Source organism: Pseudomonas sp. R2-37-08W (assembly GCF_003851705.1).
Taxonomy (GTDB): Bacteria; Pseudomonadota; Gammaproteobacteria; order Pseudomonadales; family Pseudomonadaceae; genus Aquipseudomonas.
The window spans coordinates 5,414,744-5,431,280 of sequence record NZ_CP027728.1 but is presented as its reverse complement, the minus strand read 5'-3'; the positions used below and the strand labels follow the sequence as shown (position 1 = coordinate 5,431,280).

At 62.5% G+C, this 16,537-nt stretch carries 19 protein-coding genes and 1 pseudogene; 16 read left to right on the top strand and 4 right to left on the bottom strand.

Features of this window, described 5'->3' with window-relative positions; genetic code table 11:
• Positions 1–142: 142 nt before the first annotated feature.
• From C4J93_RS25160 to madM, 12 genes and pseudogenes are all read left to right on the top strand, one after another.
• Positions 143–378 (top strand): annotated as a pseudogene (locus tag C4J93_RS25160) (DUF6124 family protein).
• Between the two features lie 61 nt (positions 379–439).
• A complete protein-coding gene (locus C4J93_RS25155; RefSeq protein WP_124430701.1) occupies positions 440–1,069 on the top strand; it encodes a nucleotidyltransferase domain-containing protein in 630 nt (209 codons plus the stop codon).
• Positions 1,032–1,466 (top strand): hypothetical protein, encoded by a 435-nt coding sequence (locus C4J93_RS25150; RefSeq protein WP_124430700.1) that lies wholly within the window; start codon positions 1,032–1,034, stop codon positions 1,464–1,466. Before C4J93_RS25155 ends, C4J93_RS25150 begins: the two co-directional genes overlap by 38 nt.
• A gap of 166 nt (positions 1,467–1,632) precedes the next feature.
• Positions 1,633–3,303: a malonate decarboxylase subunit alpha gene (mdcA, locus tag C4J93_RS25145; RefSeq protein ID WP_124430699.1), complete on the top strand. Its 1,671-nt coding sequence runs from the start codon at positions 1,633–1,635 to the stop codon at positions 3,301–3,303.
• Positions 3,304–4,137, top strand: coding sequence for a triphosphoribosyl-dephospho-CoA synthase (locus tag C4J93_RS25140; protein ID WP_124430698.1), 834 nt, complete (start codon positions 3,304–3,306; stop codon positions 4,135–4,137).
• On the top strand, positions 4,137–4,436 hold the full coding sequence (locus C4J93_RS25135) for a malonate decarboxylase subunit delta (RefSeq protein ID WP_034116218.1): 300 nt from the start codon (positions 4,137–4,139) through the stop codon (positions 4,434–4,436). The genes C4J93_RS25140 and C4J93_RS25135 overlap by 1 nt, the downstream gene beginning before the upstream one ends.
• Entirely contained in the window at positions 4,429–5,271 is an 843-nt protein-coding gene (locus C4J93_RS25130) for a biotin-independent malonate decarboxylase subunit beta (protein ID WP_124430697.1), read from the top strand. The genes C4J93_RS25135 and C4J93_RS25130 overlap by 8 nt, the downstream gene beginning before the upstream one ends.
• Positions 5,268–6,038 carry a biotin-independent malonate decarboxylase subunit gamma gene (mdcE, locus tag C4J93_RS25125; RefSeq protein ID WP_124430696.1) on the top strand — a complete coding sequence of 257 codons (771 nt, stop codon included), beginning with the start codon at positions 5,268–5,270 and terminating at the stop codon, positions 6,036–6,038. The genes C4J93_RS25130 and mdcE overlap by 4 nt, the downstream gene beginning before the upstream one ends.
• Positions 6,032–6,628 (top strand): malonate decarboxylase holo-ACP synthase, encoded by a 597-nt coding sequence (locus C4J93_RS25120; RefSeq protein WP_124430695.1) that lies wholly within the window; start codon positions 6,032–6,034, stop codon positions 6,626–6,628. Before mdcE ends, C4J93_RS25120 begins: the two co-directional genes overlap by 7 nt.
• On the top strand, positions 6,625–7,524 hold the full coding sequence (mdcH, locus tag C4J93_RS25115) for a malonate decarboxylase subunit epsilon (RefSeq protein ID WP_124430694.1): 900 nt from the start codon (positions 6,625–6,627) through the stop codon (positions 7,522–7,524). The genes C4J93_RS25120 and mdcH overlap by 4 nt, the downstream gene beginning before the upstream one ends.
• Positions 7,525–7,591: 67 nt before the next feature.
• Positions 7,592–7,984 carry a malonate transporter subunit MadL gene (gene madL / locus C4J93_RS25110; RefSeq protein ID WP_124430693.1) on the top strand — a complete coding sequence of 131 codons (393 nt, stop codon included), beginning with the start codon at positions 7,592–7,594 and terminating at the stop codon, positions 7,982–7,984.
• 5 nt (positions 7,985–7,989) lie between these two features.
• Entirely contained in the window at positions 7,990–8,754 is a 765-nt protein-coding gene (madM, locus tag C4J93_RS25105; protein WP_124430692.1) for a malonate transporter subunit MadM, read from the top strand.
• 130 nt (positions 8,755–8,884) lie between these two features.
• Here the strand turns inward: madM and C4J93_RS25100 are convergent, their stop codons facing one another.
• Positions 8,885–9,805, bottom strand: coding sequence for a LysR substrate-binding domain-containing protein (locus C4J93_RS25100; RefSeq protein ID WP_124372146.1), 921 nt, complete (start codon positions 9,803–9,805; stop codon positions 8,885–8,887).
• A 143-nt stretch (positions 9,806–9,948) separates the two neighbouring features.
• On the opposite strand from C4J93_RS25100, the gene C4J93_RS25095 reads away from it, so the two are divergent.
• Positions 9,949–10,566, top strand: a complete 618-nt coding sequence (locus tag C4J93_RS25095; protein ID WP_124430691.1) for a hemolysin III family protein — start codon at positions 9,949–9,951, stop codon at positions 10,564–10,566.
• A gap of 108 nt (positions 10,567–10,674) precedes the next feature.
• Here the strand turns inward: C4J93_RS25095 and C4J93_RS25090 are convergent, their stop codons facing one another.
• On the bottom strand, positions 10,675–11,577 hold the full coding sequence (locus tag C4J93_RS25090) for a LysR family transcriptional regulator (protein WP_124368667.1): 903 nt from the start codon (positions 11,575–11,577) through the stop codon (positions 10,675–10,677).
• Positions 11,578–11,684: 107 nt separating this feature from the next.
• On the opposite strand from C4J93_RS25090, the gene C4J93_RS25085 reads away from it, so the two are divergent.
• Genes C4J93_RS25085 through C4J93_RS25075 form a run of 3 tightly spaced genes read left to right on the top strand, consistent with a single transcriptional unit; the run spans position 11,685 to position 14,213 of the window.
• The gene (locus C4J93_RS25085) at positions 11,685–12,926 is read left to right on the top strand and encodes a D-amino acid dehydrogenase (RefSeq protein WP_124408399.1); all 1,242 of its coding nucleotides are present in this window, start codon (positions 11,685–11,687) and stop codon (positions 12,924–12,926) included.
• Between the two features lie 9 nt (positions 12,927–12,935).
• Positions 12,936–13,286: a RidA family protein gene (locus tag C4J93_RS25080; RefSeq protein ID WP_124430690.1), complete on the top strand. Its 351-nt coding sequence runs from the start codon at positions 12,936–12,938 to the stop codon at positions 13,284–13,286.
• Positions 13,287–13,310: 24 nt separating this feature from the next.
• Entirely contained in the window at positions 13,311–14,213 is a 903-nt protein-coding gene (locus tag C4J93_RS25075) for a transporter substrate-binding domain-containing protein (RefSeq protein WP_124372141.1), read from the top strand.
• 74 nt (positions 14,214–14,287) lie between these two features.
• Here C4J93_RS25075 and C4J93_RS25070 read toward each other — a convergent pair whose 3' ends face one another.
• On the bottom strand, positions 14,288–15,007 hold the full coding sequence (locus tag C4J93_RS25070; protein ID WP_124430689.1) for a 16S rRNA (uracil(1498)-N(3))-methyltransferase: 720 nt from the start codon (positions 15,005–15,007) through the stop codon (positions 14,288–14,290).
• An 84-nt stretch (positions 15,008–15,091) separates the two neighbouring features.
• Positions 15,092–16,498, bottom strand: coding sequence for an adenosylmethionine--8-amino-7-oxononanoate transaminase (locus C4J93_RS25065; RefSeq protein ID WP_124364775.1), 1,407 nt, complete (start codon positions 16,496–16,498; stop codon positions 15,092–15,094).
• Positions 16,499–16,537: the final 39 nt, after the last annotated feature.

Sequence of the window (16,537 nt, the reverse complement as noted above, 5' to 3'; positions counted from 1 at the left end):
GTTATGGCGGCTGTGCGCGGGAGATCCTTCGGGGTCTGCCGGGGTCCGATATGCCCGGTCTTGCACACCTGCGTACAGCTGCCACCTTATTCGCGTGCAAGTGAAAGAGGGCAGTCTCCATCACATATCGGAGCTGTAAATCATGGTCAAACCTACCCCCAATCCGCCTCTCTTCACCGTAAACCCCCACCAAAACACCGAAACCCTGCTGGTCAACGCCAGCGAAACCCTGTCCTCCCTCAACGCACTCACCTGCAACCTGGCCTTCGACCTGGACACCTCCCAGCGCGCAATCATGCTCGGGATTCAGCAAATGGCCGAGCTGGGGCAGTTGTGGATCAGGCGCTGGAACAGATTTCCCCTTCCCCGGCGGCTTAAAACTTGATCGTTCCCAAAAAGGGACCTATCGTTCCCTTTTTGGGACTTACTGGTCGCCGCCATGCACACCTTACCGCTCAGCACCGCGCTCTTTACTGTCACCCAGCAAAAAGTGCTGGGCCTGCTTTTCGGTAAGCCCGACCAAAGTTTCTTCACTAATGAAATCGCGCGCTGGGCACAAGTGGGCAAAGGCAGTCTTACTCGCGAGCTGGAGCGTTTGCAGCTGGCGGGCATCTTGAGCATGACGCGCCAAGGCAATCAGACCCACTATCAAGCCAACCCTCAATGCCCTATTTACGCGGAGCTGCTTGCCATCGTGCGCAAGACGCTGAGCCTGGATGAGCCATTGCGCAATGCACTGGCACCGTTCGCCGAGCACATAACCTGGGCCTTTATCTACGGCTCCATCGCCAAGGGCGAGGCGCACTCATCCAGTGACATAGATCTGATGCTGATTGGCGAAAGCCTCAACTACAGTGAAGTCATGGAACAGCTCATACCGCTGGAAGAGCACCTGGGCCGCACCATCAACCCGACGCTTTACACCCCTGAAGACTGGATTGGCAAATGGAATGCCGGGAACAGTTTTGTGCAGCGGGTCGTGCAGCAGGACAAGATCAATCTGATTGGGGCCAACCCCCTGGAATCCACGGATGGACAGCAAGGCAAACCTGGAGAATCTGCAACGTAGCGGTGGCTTGAAGGCTGAGCCACCGGATCGCAAGGAGTGTGATGGGCTGATGCGTTCGGCCAAGGATCGGCTAGAGGACGCTGGTAATGCCCAGTTGTCGTTTGCCAGTCGTTTCGACCTGGCTTATAACGCCGCCCATGCTCTCGCACTCACGGCCTTGCGCCTGCAAGGCTACCGCTCTGACAAACGCTATCTGGTCTTTCAGTGTCTGGTTCACACCACTGACGTGAACAAGGTGGCGGTAAGGTTGATGGCCCTGTGTCATGAGCGTCGAAACCTGGCGGAATATGAAGGATATATGGATGAGGATGAGGCCCTGCTAGGCCAATTGATTGATAGCGCGACGTCACTGCTGAATAAAGTGGAAGGTTTGTTGGCTGGTCATAAGTGGATATAGCGGGGTTCGTTCAGGCACCACTGGACAAAATGTGGGAGGGGGCTTGCCCCTCCCACATTTTGATCTTCGTTACTCCAGGCGTAACGGTTTGCTGCTGAGCTTGATTGATGCCCCCCTGAATCACTCCTAAGGTACAGCCCACGACAGCGAACCCCGTGGAGCGACCATGACAACAATAACTACCCCCGACTCGCGCTGGACGCGGCGGCGCGACGAGAAGCAGCGGCGGCTCGGGCGGGTCAAGCACTACGCAGACGGGGCAGTGTTGCCCAGTGACCGGATCGTCGAGGCGCTTGAGGCGTTGATCCTGCCCGGCGACCGCGTGGTGCTGGAGGGCAACAACCAGAAACAGGCCGATTTCCTCTCGCGCTCCCTGGCCAAGGCTGACCCGGCCAAGCTCCACGATTTGCACATGATCATGCCCAGCGTCGGGCGCTCCGAGCACCTGGACCTGTTTGAAAAAGGCATCGCGCGCAAGCTGGACTTTTCCTTCGCCGGCACCCAATCCCTGCGCATCAGCCAGTTGCTCGAAGACGGCCTGCTGGAAATCGGCGCGATCCATACCTACATCGAACTCTACGCACGGCTGGTGGTGGACCTGATCCCCAACGTGGTGCTCTCCGCCGGTTTCATGGCCGACCGTGCCGGTAACATCTACACCGGCGCCAGCACCGAAGACACGCCGGCGCTGATCGAGCCGGCTGCGTTCAGTGACGGCATCGTTATCGTGCAGGTCAACCAGTTGGTGGACGACGTCACTGACTTGCCCCGCGTCGACATCCCCGCCAGTTGGGTCGATTTTGTGGTGGTGGCCGACAAGCCGTTCTACATCGAGCCGCTGTTCACCCGCGACCCGCGCCACATCAAGCCGGTGCATGTGCTGATGGCGATGATGGCGATCCGCGGCATCTACGAAAAACACAATGTGCAGTCACTCAACCACGGCATCGGTTTCAACACCGCCGCCATTGAATTGATTCTGCCCACCTACGGCGAATCCCTCGGCCTCAAAGGCAAGATCTGCCGCAACTGGACCCTCAACCCGCACCCCACGCTGATCCCCGCGATTGAAAGCGGCTGGGTGCAAAGCGTGCATTGCTTCGGCACCGAACTGGGCATGGAAAACTACATCGCCGCTCGCCCGGACGTGTTCTTCACCGGTCGTGACGGCTCGATGCGCTCCAACCGCATGTTCTGCCAATTGGCCGGCCAGTACGCGGTGGATCTGTTTATCGGCGCCACCCTGCAAGTGGACGGCGACGGACATTCCAGCACCGTGACCCGTGGCCGCCTCGCTGGCTTTGGCGGCGCGCCGAACATGGGCCACGACCCACGCGGCCGCCGCCATGGCACGCCGGCCTGGCTGGATATGCGCCACGACGATGCGCCGGTCGCACTGCTCGAGCGCGGCAAAAAGCTAGTGGTGCAGATGGTCGAGACCTTCCAAGAAGGCGGCAAGCCCACCTTCGTCGAGACCCTCGATGCGGTGGAAGTGGCACGCAAAAGCGGCATGCCGCTGGCGCCGATCATGATCTACGGCGACGACGTCACCCACCTGCTCACCGAAGAAGGCATCGCCTACCTCTACAAGGCCCGCTCCCTGGAAGAACGCCAGGCGATGATCGCCGCCGTCGCCGGGGTGACCGCCATCGGCCTGCGCCATAACCCCAAGGACACCGCGCGCATGCGCCGCGAAGGCTTGATTGCCTTGCCCGAAGACTTGGGCATCCGCCGCACCGACGCCACCCGTGAACTGCTGGCCGCCAAGAGCGTGGCCGACCTGGTGGAGTGGTCCGGCGGCTTGTACAACCCGCCCGCCAAATTCAGGAGCTGGTAAATGCGCGCACTTAAACTGCATGAAGTGAGCCTGGCCGATCGCCTGGCGGATATGGCCGTCGATGCGCTGATCGATGAAGCCGACCTGTCGCCCAAGCCCGCCCTGGTGGACCGTCGTGGCAACGGCGCCCACAGTGATTTGCACCTGGGGCTGATGCACGCGTCGGCGCTGTCGCTGTGGCCGATGTTCAAGGCAATGGCCGAGGCTGCGCTTGAGTTCGGTGAAATCGGTTTGCCCCTGCGTGAAGCCCTCGGGCGAATCGGTCGTGACGGTGAGCGGGCGATGCTCGTTACCACGGGCGGCGTGAATACCCATCGTGGCGCGATCTGGGCCCTCGGTTTGCTGACCGCAGCGGCAGCGCTGGAGCCCCGCGCCATACCGTTGAACGCCGCCAGACTGGCCTTGCTCAACGACCGCTACGCCCCGCAACCCTTGAGCCATGGCGCCCAGGTCGCCCAGCGCTACGGCGCGCGCGGTGCCCGTGAAGAAGCGCAACTGGGCTTCCCGTCAGTGGTGCAACGTGGCCTGCCGCAATTGCACAAAAGCCGCCAGCAAAACGCCGGCGAACAGAACGCGCGCCTCGACGCCTTGCTCGCGATCATGACCAACCTGGCCGACACCTGCGTGCTCTACCGCGCTGGCCTGGAAGGCCTGCGGGCCATGCAGCGCGGCGCCCAGGCCGTGCTCGACGCCGGCGGCAGCGCCAGCCTCGTCGGTCGCCGCCAACTGCACGCGCTGGACCAACAACTGCTGGCCCTGAATGCCTCTCCCGGCGGCGCCGCCGATTTGTTGGCCGCCTGCCTGTTTATCGACCGCCTCGACGGAGCGTTGTGATGGAAACCTTATCCTTTGAATTCCCCGCCGGGCAGCCAGCAAAAGGCCGCGCGCTGGTGGGGTGCGTCGGCTCCGGCGACCTTGAAGTGCTGCTGGAACCGGGCACCGCCGGCACACTGACGATCCAGGTACAGACCTCGGTGAATGGCGCCGAACAACGCTGGCAGCACCTGTTCGAACGCATCTTTCAGGAGCAGACCCCACCGGCCCTGAAGATTGATATCCACGATTTCGGCGCCACCCCCGGCGTGGTGCGCTTGCGCCTGGAGCAAGGCTTCGAGGAGATCGGCCATGACTGACTTGCTCGCCAAACACAGCTTTGTCGAACTGGGTGCGCGGCAGCGGGCCAAGGCCTTGTTGGATGCCGGCACCTTTCGCGAACTGATCGACCCTTTCCAGCGCGTCATGTCGCCCTGGCTCAGCCGCCAAGGTGTGGTGCCCCAGGCCGATGACGGCGTGGTGATCGCCAAGGGCAGCATCGGCGGCTTGCGTGTGGTGATTGCAGCGATTGAAGGCAACTTCCAGGGTGGCAGCCTCGGTGAAGTCGGCGGCGCGAAAATCGCCGGCGCCCTGGAACTGGCGGCTGAAGATAACCGCACCGGCGTCCCGACCCGCGCCGTGCTACTGCTGGAAACCGGTGGTGTGCGGCTGCAGGAAGCGAACCTGGGACTGGCCGCGATTGCCGACATACACGCGGCGATTGTCGACCTGCGCCAGTACCAGCCGGTGATCGGCGTGGTGGCGGGCAGCGTGGGGTGTTTCGGTGGCATGTCCATCGCGGCCGGGCTGTGCAGCTACCTCGTCGTCACCCGTGAAGCGCGCTTGGGCCTCAATGGTCCGCAAGTGATCGAACAGGAAGCCGGGCTGGAAGAATACGACTCGCGCGACAGGCCCTTTATCTGGAGCCTCACCGGCGGCGAACAGCGTTTCAACAGCGGCCTGGCCGACCGTTACGTGGCCGACGATGTGGCGCAGATCCAGCAGACGGTCAGTGCGTTGTTGCAGCAAGGCTTGCCCGCGCTACAACGCAGTCGCCAGGCTGATTATTACCTCACACGCTTGGCCGAATTGGACGTCGTACCGCAAATCGACCCGGCGACGGTGCGCGAGCTGTATCGAGGAGAACGCTCATGAGAGGCTTGCAGTGGTTCAACGCATTGAGCGCCGGCGCTGCGCCTGTAGCAGGTTTGCCGGCGTCGCTCCGGGTGGCCGACGCGGTCTTGGGTGAGCAAAAGGTGCGCTTTGTCGCCGTGGTCACGGACGCGCAAAACCGCTTCCCCCGGGCGCGTAATGGCGAAGTCGGCCTGCTCGAAGGCTGGGGCCTGGCCAAGGCCGTCGATGAGGCCGTCGCGAGGGGCGACAAGCGTCCCATCATCGCCGTCGTCGATGTGCCCAGCCAAGCCTACGGCCGTCGCGAAGAAGCGCTCGGCATCCATCAGGCCCTGGCCGCTGCTGCCGACAGCTACGCTCGTGCCCGTCTCGCCGGGCATCCGGTGATTGCGCTGCTGGTGGGCAAGGCCATGTCCGGTGCGTTCCTGGCCCACGGTTACCAGGCCAACCGACTGATCGCCCTGCGTGACCCCGGCGTGATGGTGCACGCCATGGGCAAGGCTTCGGCGGCGCGGGTGACCCTGCGCAGCGTCGAAGAGCTGGAAGCCCTGGCCGCCAGCGTGCCGCCCATGGCCTACGACATCGACAGCTATGCCAGCCTCGGCTTGCTCTGGGAAACCTTGTCGGTCAGCCAGATTGAACAGCCCACGGCGGACGATGTGGCGCGAGTCAGCGATTGCCTGATGAATGCGATCGAGGATGTCGGCAGCACCGATTTGAGCGGACGCCTCGGCGCGACTAATCGCGCAGCCTCCAGCCACGTTCGCCAACTGCTGCGGGAACAATGGTGAACGCCCACGACTTGCTCTGGGGCATGACCCCGGCACATGTGCCCGCCGACGCACCGGCCTGGGTGCGGGAGACGCTCGGTGCCGGCCACCCGGTGGTGGTGCGCCGTGCCATTGCCGAACCGGGTTATGTGGCGGTCGGCGTGCGCGGGCGTTTGCGTGAGCAACGTTTTGCCGGGTGGATGCCGCTGGCGGCGGTGCAGCGGCGGGTGATCCCGGAAGCGTTGCGTGGGGTGATTTCGCCGAGGGATTTACCGGCGTTGCGCGCGCTCGACCAACTGCGGCCGGCGTTGGCCCAGGAGACATGGGGCGTCACAGGCAGCGCGGGTTTCGAGTTGGCCAGCGGGATTGAAGCGCTGCATGCCCAGAGTGACCTGGATTTGCTTCTGCGCACGCCCGAACCTTTGGCCCGTAATGATGCTGAGGGCCTCCTGGCGATGCTTGACAGGGCAGAGTGCGCCGTCGACCTGCAACTGCAAACCCCGTTCGGCGCCGTCGCCTTGCGCGAATGGGCCAGCGGTTCACCCCGCGTGCTGCTGAAAACCGCCAGCGGTGCACACCTGGTGTTCGACCCGTGGCAGGCCGTGGCATGAGCAGCCTGCTGGTGTTTCCGGGGCAGGGTGCCCAACGGCCGGGCATGCTCCAGTCGCTGCCCGAAGCGGTGCTGGAGGAAGCCAGCGATGCCCTGGGCGAAAACGTGCGCCTGCTCGATTCGGCGCAAGCCCTGGCCAGTACCCGCGCCGTGCAACTGTGCCTGTTGATCGCCGGCACCGCCCACGCCCGTCTGTTGGAGCGCACCCCGGATTACGTCGCGGGCCTGTCCATCGGCGCCTATCCCGCCGCTGTCATCGCCGGCGCGCTGGATTTCGCCGACGCCGTCAGGCTGGTCAGCCTGCGCGGTGAGTTGATGCAGCAGGCTTATCCACAGGGCTACGGCATGACCGCGCTGATAGGCCCCGAGTTATCCACCGTCGAAAAAATCCTTGCCGAGATCCACCGCGCCGAAACCCCGGTGTACCTGGCCAATATCAACGCCGATAACCAGACCGTGATCGCCGGCAGCGACGAGGCGATGAAACAGGTGGCGGCGCGCATCAAAGGCAACGGCACCGCCAGGCGCCTGGCCGTCAGCGTACCGTCCCACTGCGCGTTGCTGGATGCACCCGCCAAGGTCCTTGCCCAGGCTTTCGTTCCGCTCAAGACGCCGCGCATCACCTACCTGAGCAGCACCCGCGCGCGGCCGATCCACAACCCCGAACAGCTTTGCGACGACCTGGCCTTCAACATGTGCCGCGTCGTCGATTGGCGCGGCACCGTACAAAGCGCCTATGAGCGCGGTGTGCGCCTGCAAATCGAACTGCCACCGGGCGCCGTGCTCACCGGCCTGTCACGCCGAGTGTTCGAACAAGGCACGGTGATCGCCTGCGAAGGCGCACGCCTGGACACCTTGCAGGCCTTGCTGGAAGAGGAGGAGCGCCGCCACCGATAAAGCACTACCCAAGGCTTTCGAAGCACAACAACAACAATTTCGATCGAGCACTTTGAGGACAACAACGATGATTATCTACGGTGTGGCGTTTCTGGCGCTGTGCACGTTGGCCGGCCTGTTTGTCGGTGAACTGCTGGGCAAATGGATGGGTATTCCCGCCAACGTCGGCGGGGTGGGTATCGCCATGTTGCTGCTGATCGGCCTGGGCAGTTACCTCGGCAAGCGCGGTTTGTTTACCGGCAAGTCGGAGCAGGGCGTGAGCTTCTGGGCCGCGATCTATATCCCGATTGTGGTGGCGATGGCGGCCCAGCAGAACGTGTATGGCGCTATCAGTGGCGGGCCCATGGCGATATTGGCCGGGACCGTTGCCGTGGTGCTCGGATTTGCTCTGGTGCCGGTGCTCACGCGTATTGGCAACCGTGAGTCGAGCGCGGTTGTTCCCACCAAAGAAGCCGGGTGACCGCCATGTACGAATCCCTGATGAAAGTGATCACCGGCTACGGCCTGATCAGCGGTTTTGCGCTGATCGGCCTGACCATGTGGGTGTCCTATTGGATGTCCAATACCTTCACAAAAGGCCGCCTGCACGGCTCGGCCATCGCCATCCTGCTGGGCTTGTTGCTGTCGTATGTTGGGGGCGCCTTCACCGGTGGCTCCAAGGGGGTGGTGGATATTCCGCTGTTGTCAGGCATCGGTCTGCTGGGCGGCGCCATGCTGCGCGACTTCGCCATTGTCGCCACGGCCTTTGGGGTGAGTGTCGATGAGCTCAAGCGCGCCGGTTATGTTGGCGTGCTGGCGCTGTTTGTCGGTGTGGGTTCGTCGTTCATTGCCGGCGTCGGGGTGGCTATGGCGTTCGGGTATACCGATGCGGTCAGCCTTACCACCATCGGTGCGGGAGCCGTGACCTATATCGTCGGCCCCGTGACCGGTGCAGCGATTGGTGCCAGTTCCGAAGTGATGGCGCTGTCGATTGCCGCGGGGTTGATCAAGGCCATTCTGGTGATGGTCATGACGCCATTCGTGGCGCCGTTGATCGGGCTGAACAACCCGCGCAGTGCGGTGATCTTCGGGGGCTTGATGGGCACGTCCAGCGGTGTGGCAGGTGGCTTGGCAGCGACCGATCCGAAGCTGGTGCCGTATGGTTGTTTGACGGCCGCGTTCTATACGGCGCTCGGCTGTTTGCTGGGGCCGTCGTTGTTGTTTCTGGCGATGAGGGGGTTGGTGGGCTGACCTAGGGGATGAGTGATCGTTCCCACGCTCCGCGTGGGATGCAGCCCTGGACGCTCCGCGTCCGCTCTTGAAGTCGGGACGCGGAGCGTCCCAGGAGGCGTGTCCCACGCGGAGCGTGGGAACGATCAGCTCAGGCTGACCCCTGGCGATTGGCATACATCCGACACTCCGCCAACAGCGCCAGCAAGTTCGGGTCGCGCTCCTTGGCCTTCAAGAACACCACGCCGATATGCTGCTGCAGCCGATACCTGGGCTGCAGCGGTATCAGTTTCACGCGGTTCTCATACACCGCTGCAATCCTGCCCGGCAGCAGCGCATAACCCACGCCCGAGCTGACCATGCTCAGCAGCGTGAAGATGTCGTTGACCTGCATCGCCACTTTCGGCTCGAACCCGGCCTGCTTGAACACGCGGTTGCCGTCCTGGTGCGTGGCAAAGCCTTGGGTGAGGGTGATGAAGGTTGCGTCGCGCACGTCGGCCAGGTCGATCTGCTGTTCACGGTCGAAGGGCGAGTCGGCCGGGGTGGCGAGGAAGATGTCGTCGCTGAACAGCGCAATCTGCGCGCAGTCCGGGTCGTTGGCATGGTCGTCGAGGGCGATGAGTATCGCGTCCACTTCCATGTTCTTGAGCTTGTAGAGCAGGTCGAAATTGGAGCCCAGGATCAGGTCGATATTCAGTTCGCTGCGCCTGATTTTCAGGCCCATGATCAGTTGCGGCACGGTCTTGACCGTCAATGAATACAGCGAACCCAGCTTGAATCGTTCGGCGGAAAAGCCGGCGGCTTCGCGGGTCAGGCGTACGCTGTCGACCACATCGGCCACCAGTTTCTGCGCGCGCTCTTCGAGTACATAGGCGCTTTCCAGTGGCGTGAGATTGCGCCCTTCGTGCTTGAACAACGGGCAGCGCAGGGCGTTTTCCAGCGAATGAATGGCGCGGTGCACGCTGACGTTGCTGGTTTGCAGCTCGGCGGCGGCGCGGGCCAGGTTGCCGGTGCGCATGAATGCCAGGAAGATTTCCAGCTTTTTGAGGGTGAATTCTTCGTCGATCAACATGGCCGTGGCTCTTGTTCGAATGCCCTCGATTGTGCCCGCAAAACCGCGCGGCGTCGCCGGAACGTCACACGGCGCTTGCACTCTGATGCCCAAGGCTGGACGCTTGCCGCCAGTCGACAAGGGTAATGGGAGGTCAACGACAGATGTACCACGGGGAACGATTCAACGCCTGGAGCCATTTGCTCGGTGCGGTCGCGGCGTGTATTGGCGTTGTGTGGATGTTGGTGGTGGCGAGCCTGGACGGCAGCCCCTGGAAAATCGTCAGCGTGGCGATTTATGGCTTTACGCTGATGGTGCTGTACAGCGCCTCGACGGTGTATCACAGCGTGCGCGGGCGGCGAAAAGAGATCATGCAGAAGGTCGATCACTTTTCGATCTACCTGCTGATCGCCGGCAGCTACACCCCGTTTTGCCTGGTGACGCTGCGCGGGCCGTGGGGCTGGACGCTGTTCGGGATTGTGTGGGGGCTGGCGGTGATCGGCATCTTGCAGGAGATCAAGCCACGCTCGGAGAAGCGCATCCTGTCGATCGTGATCTATGCGGTGATGGGCTGGATCGTGCTGGTGGCGGTCAAGCCGCTGCTGGCGGCGTTGGGCACGGCAGGGTTTATCTGGCTGGCGTCGGGCGGGGTGTTGTACACCGTTGGCATTATCTTTTTTGCTTTGGAGGATCGCCTGCGCCATTCCCATGGCATCTGGCATTTGTTCGTGATCGGCGGCAGCCTGCTGCATTTTGTGGCGATCATGCATTACGTGCTCTGAATGTGGGAGGGGGCTTGCTCCCGATAGCGGTAGATCAGTCAGCACTTGTATGGACTGACCCGCCGCTATCGGGAGCAAGCCCCCTCCCACATTGGAGCTTCGGAGCTACTAGAGACGCTCCAGCAGCTCACAGGCGCGACTACCAAAAATCTCCAGCAGCCTGGCCAGCATATGCGGCGGGGGCTCGTTGGCGCGGGTCAGCGCGTAGAGGGTGATCGGCAGCGGTGGGGTGAGCGTGCGGATGTGGGTGGTGGCCGTTGAGGCACCCAGCGCGGTGAACGGATCGATCACGGTGAGGCCGGCGCCGGATTCGACCATCGCACGGGCCAGGGAATAGGTTTGCACCGAGATCGTCACCCGTGGTGGCGGGTCGACATTTTCCAGATAGCTGCCCAACTTCGCCGCCAGCGGGTCGGCGCTGGACAGGCCGATCAAAGGCGCGCCGGCCAGTTCGGCCAGCGGCAAGGGCTTGTGCCGTTCAGCGTCCGACCAGTAGCCTTTTGACGCCAGCGCCACCAGTACACCGTTGGCCAGCACCTGGGTGGTGAGCCCCGGATGGCCGGAGAACGTGAGCGTCAACGCCAGGTCGATCTCGCGCATCAACAGCTTCTGCACCAGCTCGCCGCTATGGTCGCTGGACAGCTCACAGGCGATGTCCGGGTAATCACGCTTCCATTCCAGGATCGACGGCGGCAGCAGCGACAGCGCCAACGCCGGGATCGCACCGATGCGGATGCTTTGCCCCGGTTCGCGCCGCAAGCTCTTGGCTAGGCGCCGCACACCTTGCAGGCTTGCGCTGACTTTTTCGACTTCGCTTTCCAGCGCCAGGGCTTCCGGCGTGGGCTGCAATTTGCCGCGTACCCGCAGGAACAACGCAAAGCCCAGTTGCAGTTCGGCGTGCTGCAACACTTTGGTCACCGCCGGTTGCGAGACGTGCAACAACTGCGCGGCGGCACTGATAGAGCCGGTCTGGCGGATGGCCTGGAAGATTTCGATATGACGCAAGCGCATGGCGAGTCCCATAACCTTTGTTTATAGGTGAGCCATCTTTATTCATTGTCGGTGGCCTGTCACCTGGCTCTACGCTGAGCGCTGTCAATTAACGGCGGGAGGCGGGGATGGCCAGGCAGGTTTGCATTATTGGCGGTGGGGTTATCGGCCTGGCGAGCGCTTATGCGTTGGTGCGTGCCGGCCATAGCGTGACGCTGATCGAGGCGCGCGACAGCCTGGGCAGTGAAACCAGTTACGCCAATGGCGGGCAGTTGTCCTACCGCTATGTTGCGCCGCTGGCCGACGCCGGGGTGCCGCTGCAAGCGATTGGCTGGTTACTGCGCGGTGACTCGCCGTTGAAGCTGCGCCCGCGTCTCGATCCCCAGCAATGGCGCTGGATGGCCGCCTTTATCGGCGCCTGTCGTAGTTCGGTGAACCAGCGCAATGCCGCTCACTTGCTGCGCCTGGCATCCCTGAGCCAGGACACCTTGCAGCAATGGCGCGAGGAGGACCGCCTGGACGACTTCGATTGGCGACGCAATGGCAAGCTGGTGACGTTTCGCAACGCCAATACCTTTGAACATGCCCGCAGTAAAGTGACCAATGTCCTGCAACAGCAGGTGTTGTCCGCTACCGATTGCGCGCACCTGGAGCCGGCGCTGGCCGGTGATGGTTTTGTCGGCGGGATCTACACGCCCAACGAGGAAGTAGCGGATTGTCATGCCTTTTGCCAGCAATTGGCGGCGCGGCTGGAAGCATCGGGGCGTTGCACATTTTTGTTGGGGCGCAAGGTTACCCGGATTCGTCATACCGACGGTGTGGTGCACGCCCTCCAATTGGATGATGAGGTGATGCCGGTCGAGCAACTGGTGCTGGCGGCAGGGCATCGCAGCGCTGAACTGGGCTTGCCGGGGTTGTCGCTGCCGCTGTATCCGCTCAAGGGCTATAGCCTGAGCGTGCCGATTGGCGCGCAGCACCGGGCGCCGAATGTGAGCATCACGGACTACGATCGCAAGATCGTCTACGCGCGCATCGGTGAGCAACTGCGGGTCGCGGCCATGGTGGACATTGTCGGCTTCGACGCGGGTCTTGAGCCCAAGCGCCTGGCTTTGATGAAACGCCAGGCCCTGGAGACATTTCCCAATGCCGGCGACTACGCCCACGCGGTTGAATGGGCCGGTATGCGCCCGGCCACGCCGACTGGGGTACCGCTGATTGGTGCCAGTGTCTATCGCAACCTGTGGCTGAACCTCGGTCACGGCGCCCTTGGTTTTACCTTGGCCAGCGGCAGCGCCCAACTGTTGGCTGAACTGATCAACCAACAGGTTCCTTCCATTGACATGCAGGGCCTGACGCCCCGCGCCGCTTGAGGATGCCCCATGACCATCAACCGAATCAGCAGCAACGAGCGTCTCAGTGGCGCAGTCACTTTCAAGGACTTGGTGTTCCTTTCGGGCCAGGTGCCGGGCGAAGGGCAGGACGTGATGACGCAAACCCGCGAAGTGCTGGCCAAAATCGATGCACTGTTGGCCGAGGCGGGCAGCGACAAGGATCACCTGCTGAACGCGACGATTTACCTGAAGGACATCGGCAGCGGTTTTGCGCCGGTGAACGAGGTGTGGTCCGCGTGGCTGTCGCCGGGGATGGCGCCTACACGCACCACCCTGCAAGTGGAGCTGGCGCGGCCGAATGTGCTGGTGGAAATCAGCGTGATTGCTGTACGTAAATAATTCAAAGACCAACGGAGCATAACAATGAAAAGAATCCTGTTGACCGGCTGCACCCTGGGACTTTTGTTCGGCGCACAGGCCCATGGGGCCCAAGCGCCGCTGGAGGGCACCCTGGGCAAGATCGCCAACACCAAGTCCATCACCCTGGGATACCGCGATGCGTCGGTGCCGTTTTCCTACGTGGGTGATAACACTGGCAAACCCATGGGCTATTCAGTGGACCTGGCAAGCAAGATCGTCGAGCGTATCCAGCAGAAAACCGGGGTGGCCAACCTCAACGTCAAGTACACCCTGGTGACCTCACAGACCCGGATTCCGCTGGTGCAGAACGGCACCGTCGACCTGGAATGCGGCTCTACCGGGGTGACGGCTGACCGGCAGAAGCAGGTAGCATTTTCCTACGGGTTTATTTACGTGAAGGGGCAATTACTGACGGCGAAGGACAGCGGCATCAAGGGCTTTGCCGACCTTGACGGCAAGAACGTGGTCACCACCGCCGGTACCACCAACGAACGATTCCTCAAAAGCTACAACGCCGAACGCAAGGCCAATATGTTTGTCATCAGCGCCAAGGACCATGGTGAGGCGTTCAAGATGCTCGAGACCGGCCGTGCGGTAGCGTTCTACATGGATGACGCGCTGCTCTACGGCGAACGCGCCAAGGCCCGGGACCCGCACAACTGGGTGGTGGTCGGCGAGGAGCAGTCACGGGAAATCTACAGCTGCATGGTGCGCAAGGATGATCCGCAGTTTCTTGCGGTGGTCAACGAGACGCTCGGTGACCTGTACCGCTCAGGGGAGATCAACGGGATTTACCAGCGCTGGTTCGAACAGCCGATTCCGCCGAAGGGTTTGAATCTGGAGTTTCCGATGACCACGGAGTTGAAGCAGATTATCGCCAAGCCAGTCAGCGACCCAGTGGAGTAAGCAGTGGTCACCCAATCCAAATGTGGGAGGGAGCAAGCCCCCTCCCACAGTTTTGATTGGGTTTGCCAAGGGGGTTAGAAGTCGCCCCAGAGTTGTTGGGCGACGGCCAAGGCGACCACCGGTGCAGTCTCGGTGCGCAACACCCGAGGGCCGAGGCGGGCGGCGTGGAAGCCGGCGGCTTGGGCGGTGTCGACTTCGTTGTCGGTCAGTCCGCCTTCAGGCCCGATCAGGAAGGCCAGGCTCGCAGGCTTGGCGTGGCTGACCATCGGCTCGGCCACCGGGTGCAGTACCAGCTTCAGGTCTGCCTCGGCTTGCTTGAGCCAGTCCGCCAGTAACAGCGGCGGGTGAATCACTGGCACCGTCGAGCGCCCGCATTGCTCGCACGCGCTGATCGCCACCTGGCGCCAGTGCAGCAGGCGCTTGTCGGCGCGTTCGTCCTTGAGGCGCACTTCGCAGCGCTCGCTGAAAATCGGGGTGATGGCGTTGACGCCCAGTTCGGTGGCTTTCTGGATCGCCCAGTCCATGCGCTCGCCCCTGGACAGACCTTGGCCGAGGTGGATATGCAGCGGCGATTCGGCCTGGCCTTTGAAGCTTTCCGTGAGCTGCACGCTGACGCGTTTTTTACCGACTTCCAGCAAGCTGCCGAGAAACTCCTGGCCGGAGCCGTCGAACAGTTGCACGGCGTCGCCCTCGCTCATACGCAGCACGCGGCTGATGTAATGCGCCTGGGCTTCGGGCAACGCGTGATCGCCGAGGCTCAGCGGGGTGTCGGTGAAAAAGCGGGACAGTCTCATATGTGTTCTCTGGAAAAGGGTGTGCAGAGCGGACGCGGAGCGTCCAGGGCTGCATTCCCACGCGGAGCGTGGGAACGATCATGGTTAACCTGGGTCGCGAAAGCCTGGATGAAAATCCTTCGGCACGGCAACGCTGACCTTGCTGTTGGTGGCGATATCGATGCCTTCACTCGCAACCTCGGCAAGGAAATCGATCTGCTCCGGGGTAATCACATACGGCGGCAGGAAGTACACCACGCTGCCCAACGGTCGCAACAACGCGCCGCGTTCCAAGGCGTGCTCGAACACCTTCAGGCCACGGCGTTCCTGCCAGGGGTAGGCGGTCTTGGTAGCTTTGTCCTGCACCATCTCGATGGCCAGGACCATGCCGGTCTGGCGCACTTCAGACACATGCGGATGGTCGACCAGATGCGCCGTGGCCGTGGCCATGCGCTGGGCCAAGGCCTTGTTGTTTTCGATGACGTTGTCTTCTTCGAAAATATCCAGGGTGGCCAGGGCCGCCGCGCAGGCCAGCGGGTTGCCGGTGTAGCTGTGGGAGTGCAGGAAGGCGCGCAGGGTCGGGTAGTCGTCGTAGAAGGCGTCGTACACGTCGTCGGTGGTGACCACGGCGGCCAGCGGCAGGTAGCCGCCGGTCAGGGCCTTGGACAGGCACAGGAAGTCCGGGCGGATGCCGGCCTGTTCACAGGCGAACATGCTGCCGGTGCGGCCAAAGCCCACGGCGATTTCGTCGTGGATCAGGTGCACGCCATAACGGTCACAGGCTTCGCGCAGCAGCTTGAGGTACACCGGGTGATACATGCGCATGCCACCGGCGCCCTGGATCAGCGGTTCGACGATCACGGCGGCGACGCTGTCGTGGTGCTCGGCCAGGGTCTGTTCCATGGCCTGGAACATCGTGCGCGAATGTTCTTCCCAGCTCACGCCCTCGGGGCGCAGGTAGCAGTCAGGGCTCGGCACTTTGAGGGTGTCGAGCAACAATGCCTTGTAGGTTTCGGTAAACAGCGGCACGTCGCCCACCGACATCGCCGCGATGGTTTCACCGTGGTAGCTGTTGGTCAGGGTGACGAAGCGCTTTTTGTTCGGCAGGCCACGGTTGAGCCAATAATGAAAGCTCATCTTCAACGCGACTTCGATACACGATGAGCCGTTATCGGCGTAGAAGCAGCGCGTCAGGCCTTCGGGGGTCATCGCCACCAGGCGCTCGGACAGCTCGATCACCGGCTGATGGCTGAAGCCGGCGAGGATTACGTGTTCCAACTGGTCGACCTGATCCTTGATGCGCTGGTTGATGCGCGGGTTGGCGTGGCCGAACACGTTGACCCACCAAGAGCTGACGGCATCGAGGTAGCGCTTGCCTTCGAAGTCTTCCAGCCATACGCCTTCACCGCGCTTGATCGGGACCAGTGGCAGTTGCTGGTGGTCTTTCATCTGGGTGCAGGGATGCCACAGCACCGCGAGGTCGCGTTGCATCCACTGGTTGTTCAAGCCCATCGGTGATCTCCTCGAAGCGGTCCCGCAACCTGCGCGGGC

Excerpts from the sequence above, each read along its gene's own strand:
- C4J93_RS25155 (WP_124430701.1), top strand. The coding sequence starts at position 440 with ATGCACACCTTACCGCTCAGCACCGCGCTCTTTACTGTCACCCAGCAA.
- C4J93_RS25150 (WP_124430700.1), top strand. The coding sequence starts at position 1,032 with ATGGACAGCAAGGCAAACCTGGAGAATCTGCAACGTAGCGGTGGCTTG.
- mdcA (WP_124430699.1), top strand. The coding sequence starts at position 1,633 with ATGACAACAATAACTACCCCCGACTCGCGCTGGACGCGGCGGCGCGAC.
- C4J93_RS25140 (WP_124430698.1), top strand. The coding sequence starts at position 3,304 with ATGCGCGCACTTAAACTGCATGAAGTGAGCCTGGCCGATCGCCTGGCG.
- C4J93_RS25135 (WP_034116218.1), top strand. The coding sequence starts at position 4,137 with ATGGAAACCTTATCCTTTGAATTCCCCGCCGGGCAGCCAGCAAAAGGC.
- C4J93_RS25130 (WP_124430697.1), top strand. The coding sequence starts at position 4,429 with ATGACTGACTTGCTCGCCAAACACAGCTTTGTCGAACTGGGTGCGCGG.
- mdcE (WP_124430696.1), top strand. The coding sequence starts at position 5,268 with ATGAGAGGCTTGCAGTGGTTCAACGCATTGAGCGCCGGCGCTGCGCCT.
- C4J93_RS25120 (WP_124430695.1), top strand. The coding sequence starts at position 6,032 with ATGGTGAACGCCCACGACTTGCTCTGGGGCATGACCCCGGCACATGTG.
- mdcH (WP_124430694.1), top strand. The coding sequence starts at position 6,625 with ATGAGCAGCCTGCTGGTGTTTCCGGGGCAGGGTGCCCAACGGCCGGGC.
- madL (WP_124430693.1), top strand. The coding sequence starts at position 7,592 with ATGATTATCTACGGTGTGGCGTTTCTGGCGCTGTGCACGTTGGCCGGC.
- madM (WP_124430692.1), top strand. The coding sequence starts at position 7,990 with ATGTACGAATCCCTGATGAAAGTGATCACCGGCTACGGCCTGATCAGC.
- C4J93_RS25100 (WP_124372146.1), bottom strand. The coding sequence starts at position 9,805 with ATGTTGATCGACGAAGAATTCACCCTCAAAAAGCTGGAAATCTTCCTG.
- C4J93_RS25095 (WP_124430691.1), top strand. The coding sequence starts at position 9,949 with ATGTACCACGGGGAACGATTCAACGCCTGGAGCCATTTGCTCGGTGCG.
- C4J93_RS25090 (WP_124368667.1), bottom strand. The coding sequence starts at position 11,577 with ATGCGCTTGCGTCATATCGAAATCTTCCAGGCCATCCGCCAGACCGGC.
- C4J93_RS25085 (WP_124408399.1), top strand. The coding sequence starts at position 11,685 with ATGGCCAGGCAGGTTTGCATTATTGGCGGTGGGGTTATCGGCCTGGCG.
- C4J93_RS25080 (WP_124430690.1), top strand. The coding sequence starts at position 12,936 with ATGACCATCAACCGAATCAGCAGCAACGAGCGTCTCAGTGGCGCAGTC.
- C4J93_RS25075 (WP_124372141.1), top strand. The coding sequence starts at position 13,311 with ATGAAAAGAATCCTGTTGACCGGCTGCACCCTGGGACTTTTGTTCGGC.
- C4J93_RS25070 (WP_124430689.1), bottom strand. The coding sequence starts at position 15,007 with ATGAGACTGTCCCGCTTTTTCACCGACACCCCGCTGAGCCTCGGCGAT.
- C4J93_RS25065 (WP_124364775.1), bottom strand. The coding sequence starts at position 16,498 with ATGGGCTTGAACAACCAGTGGATGCAACGCGACCTCGCGGTGCTGTGG.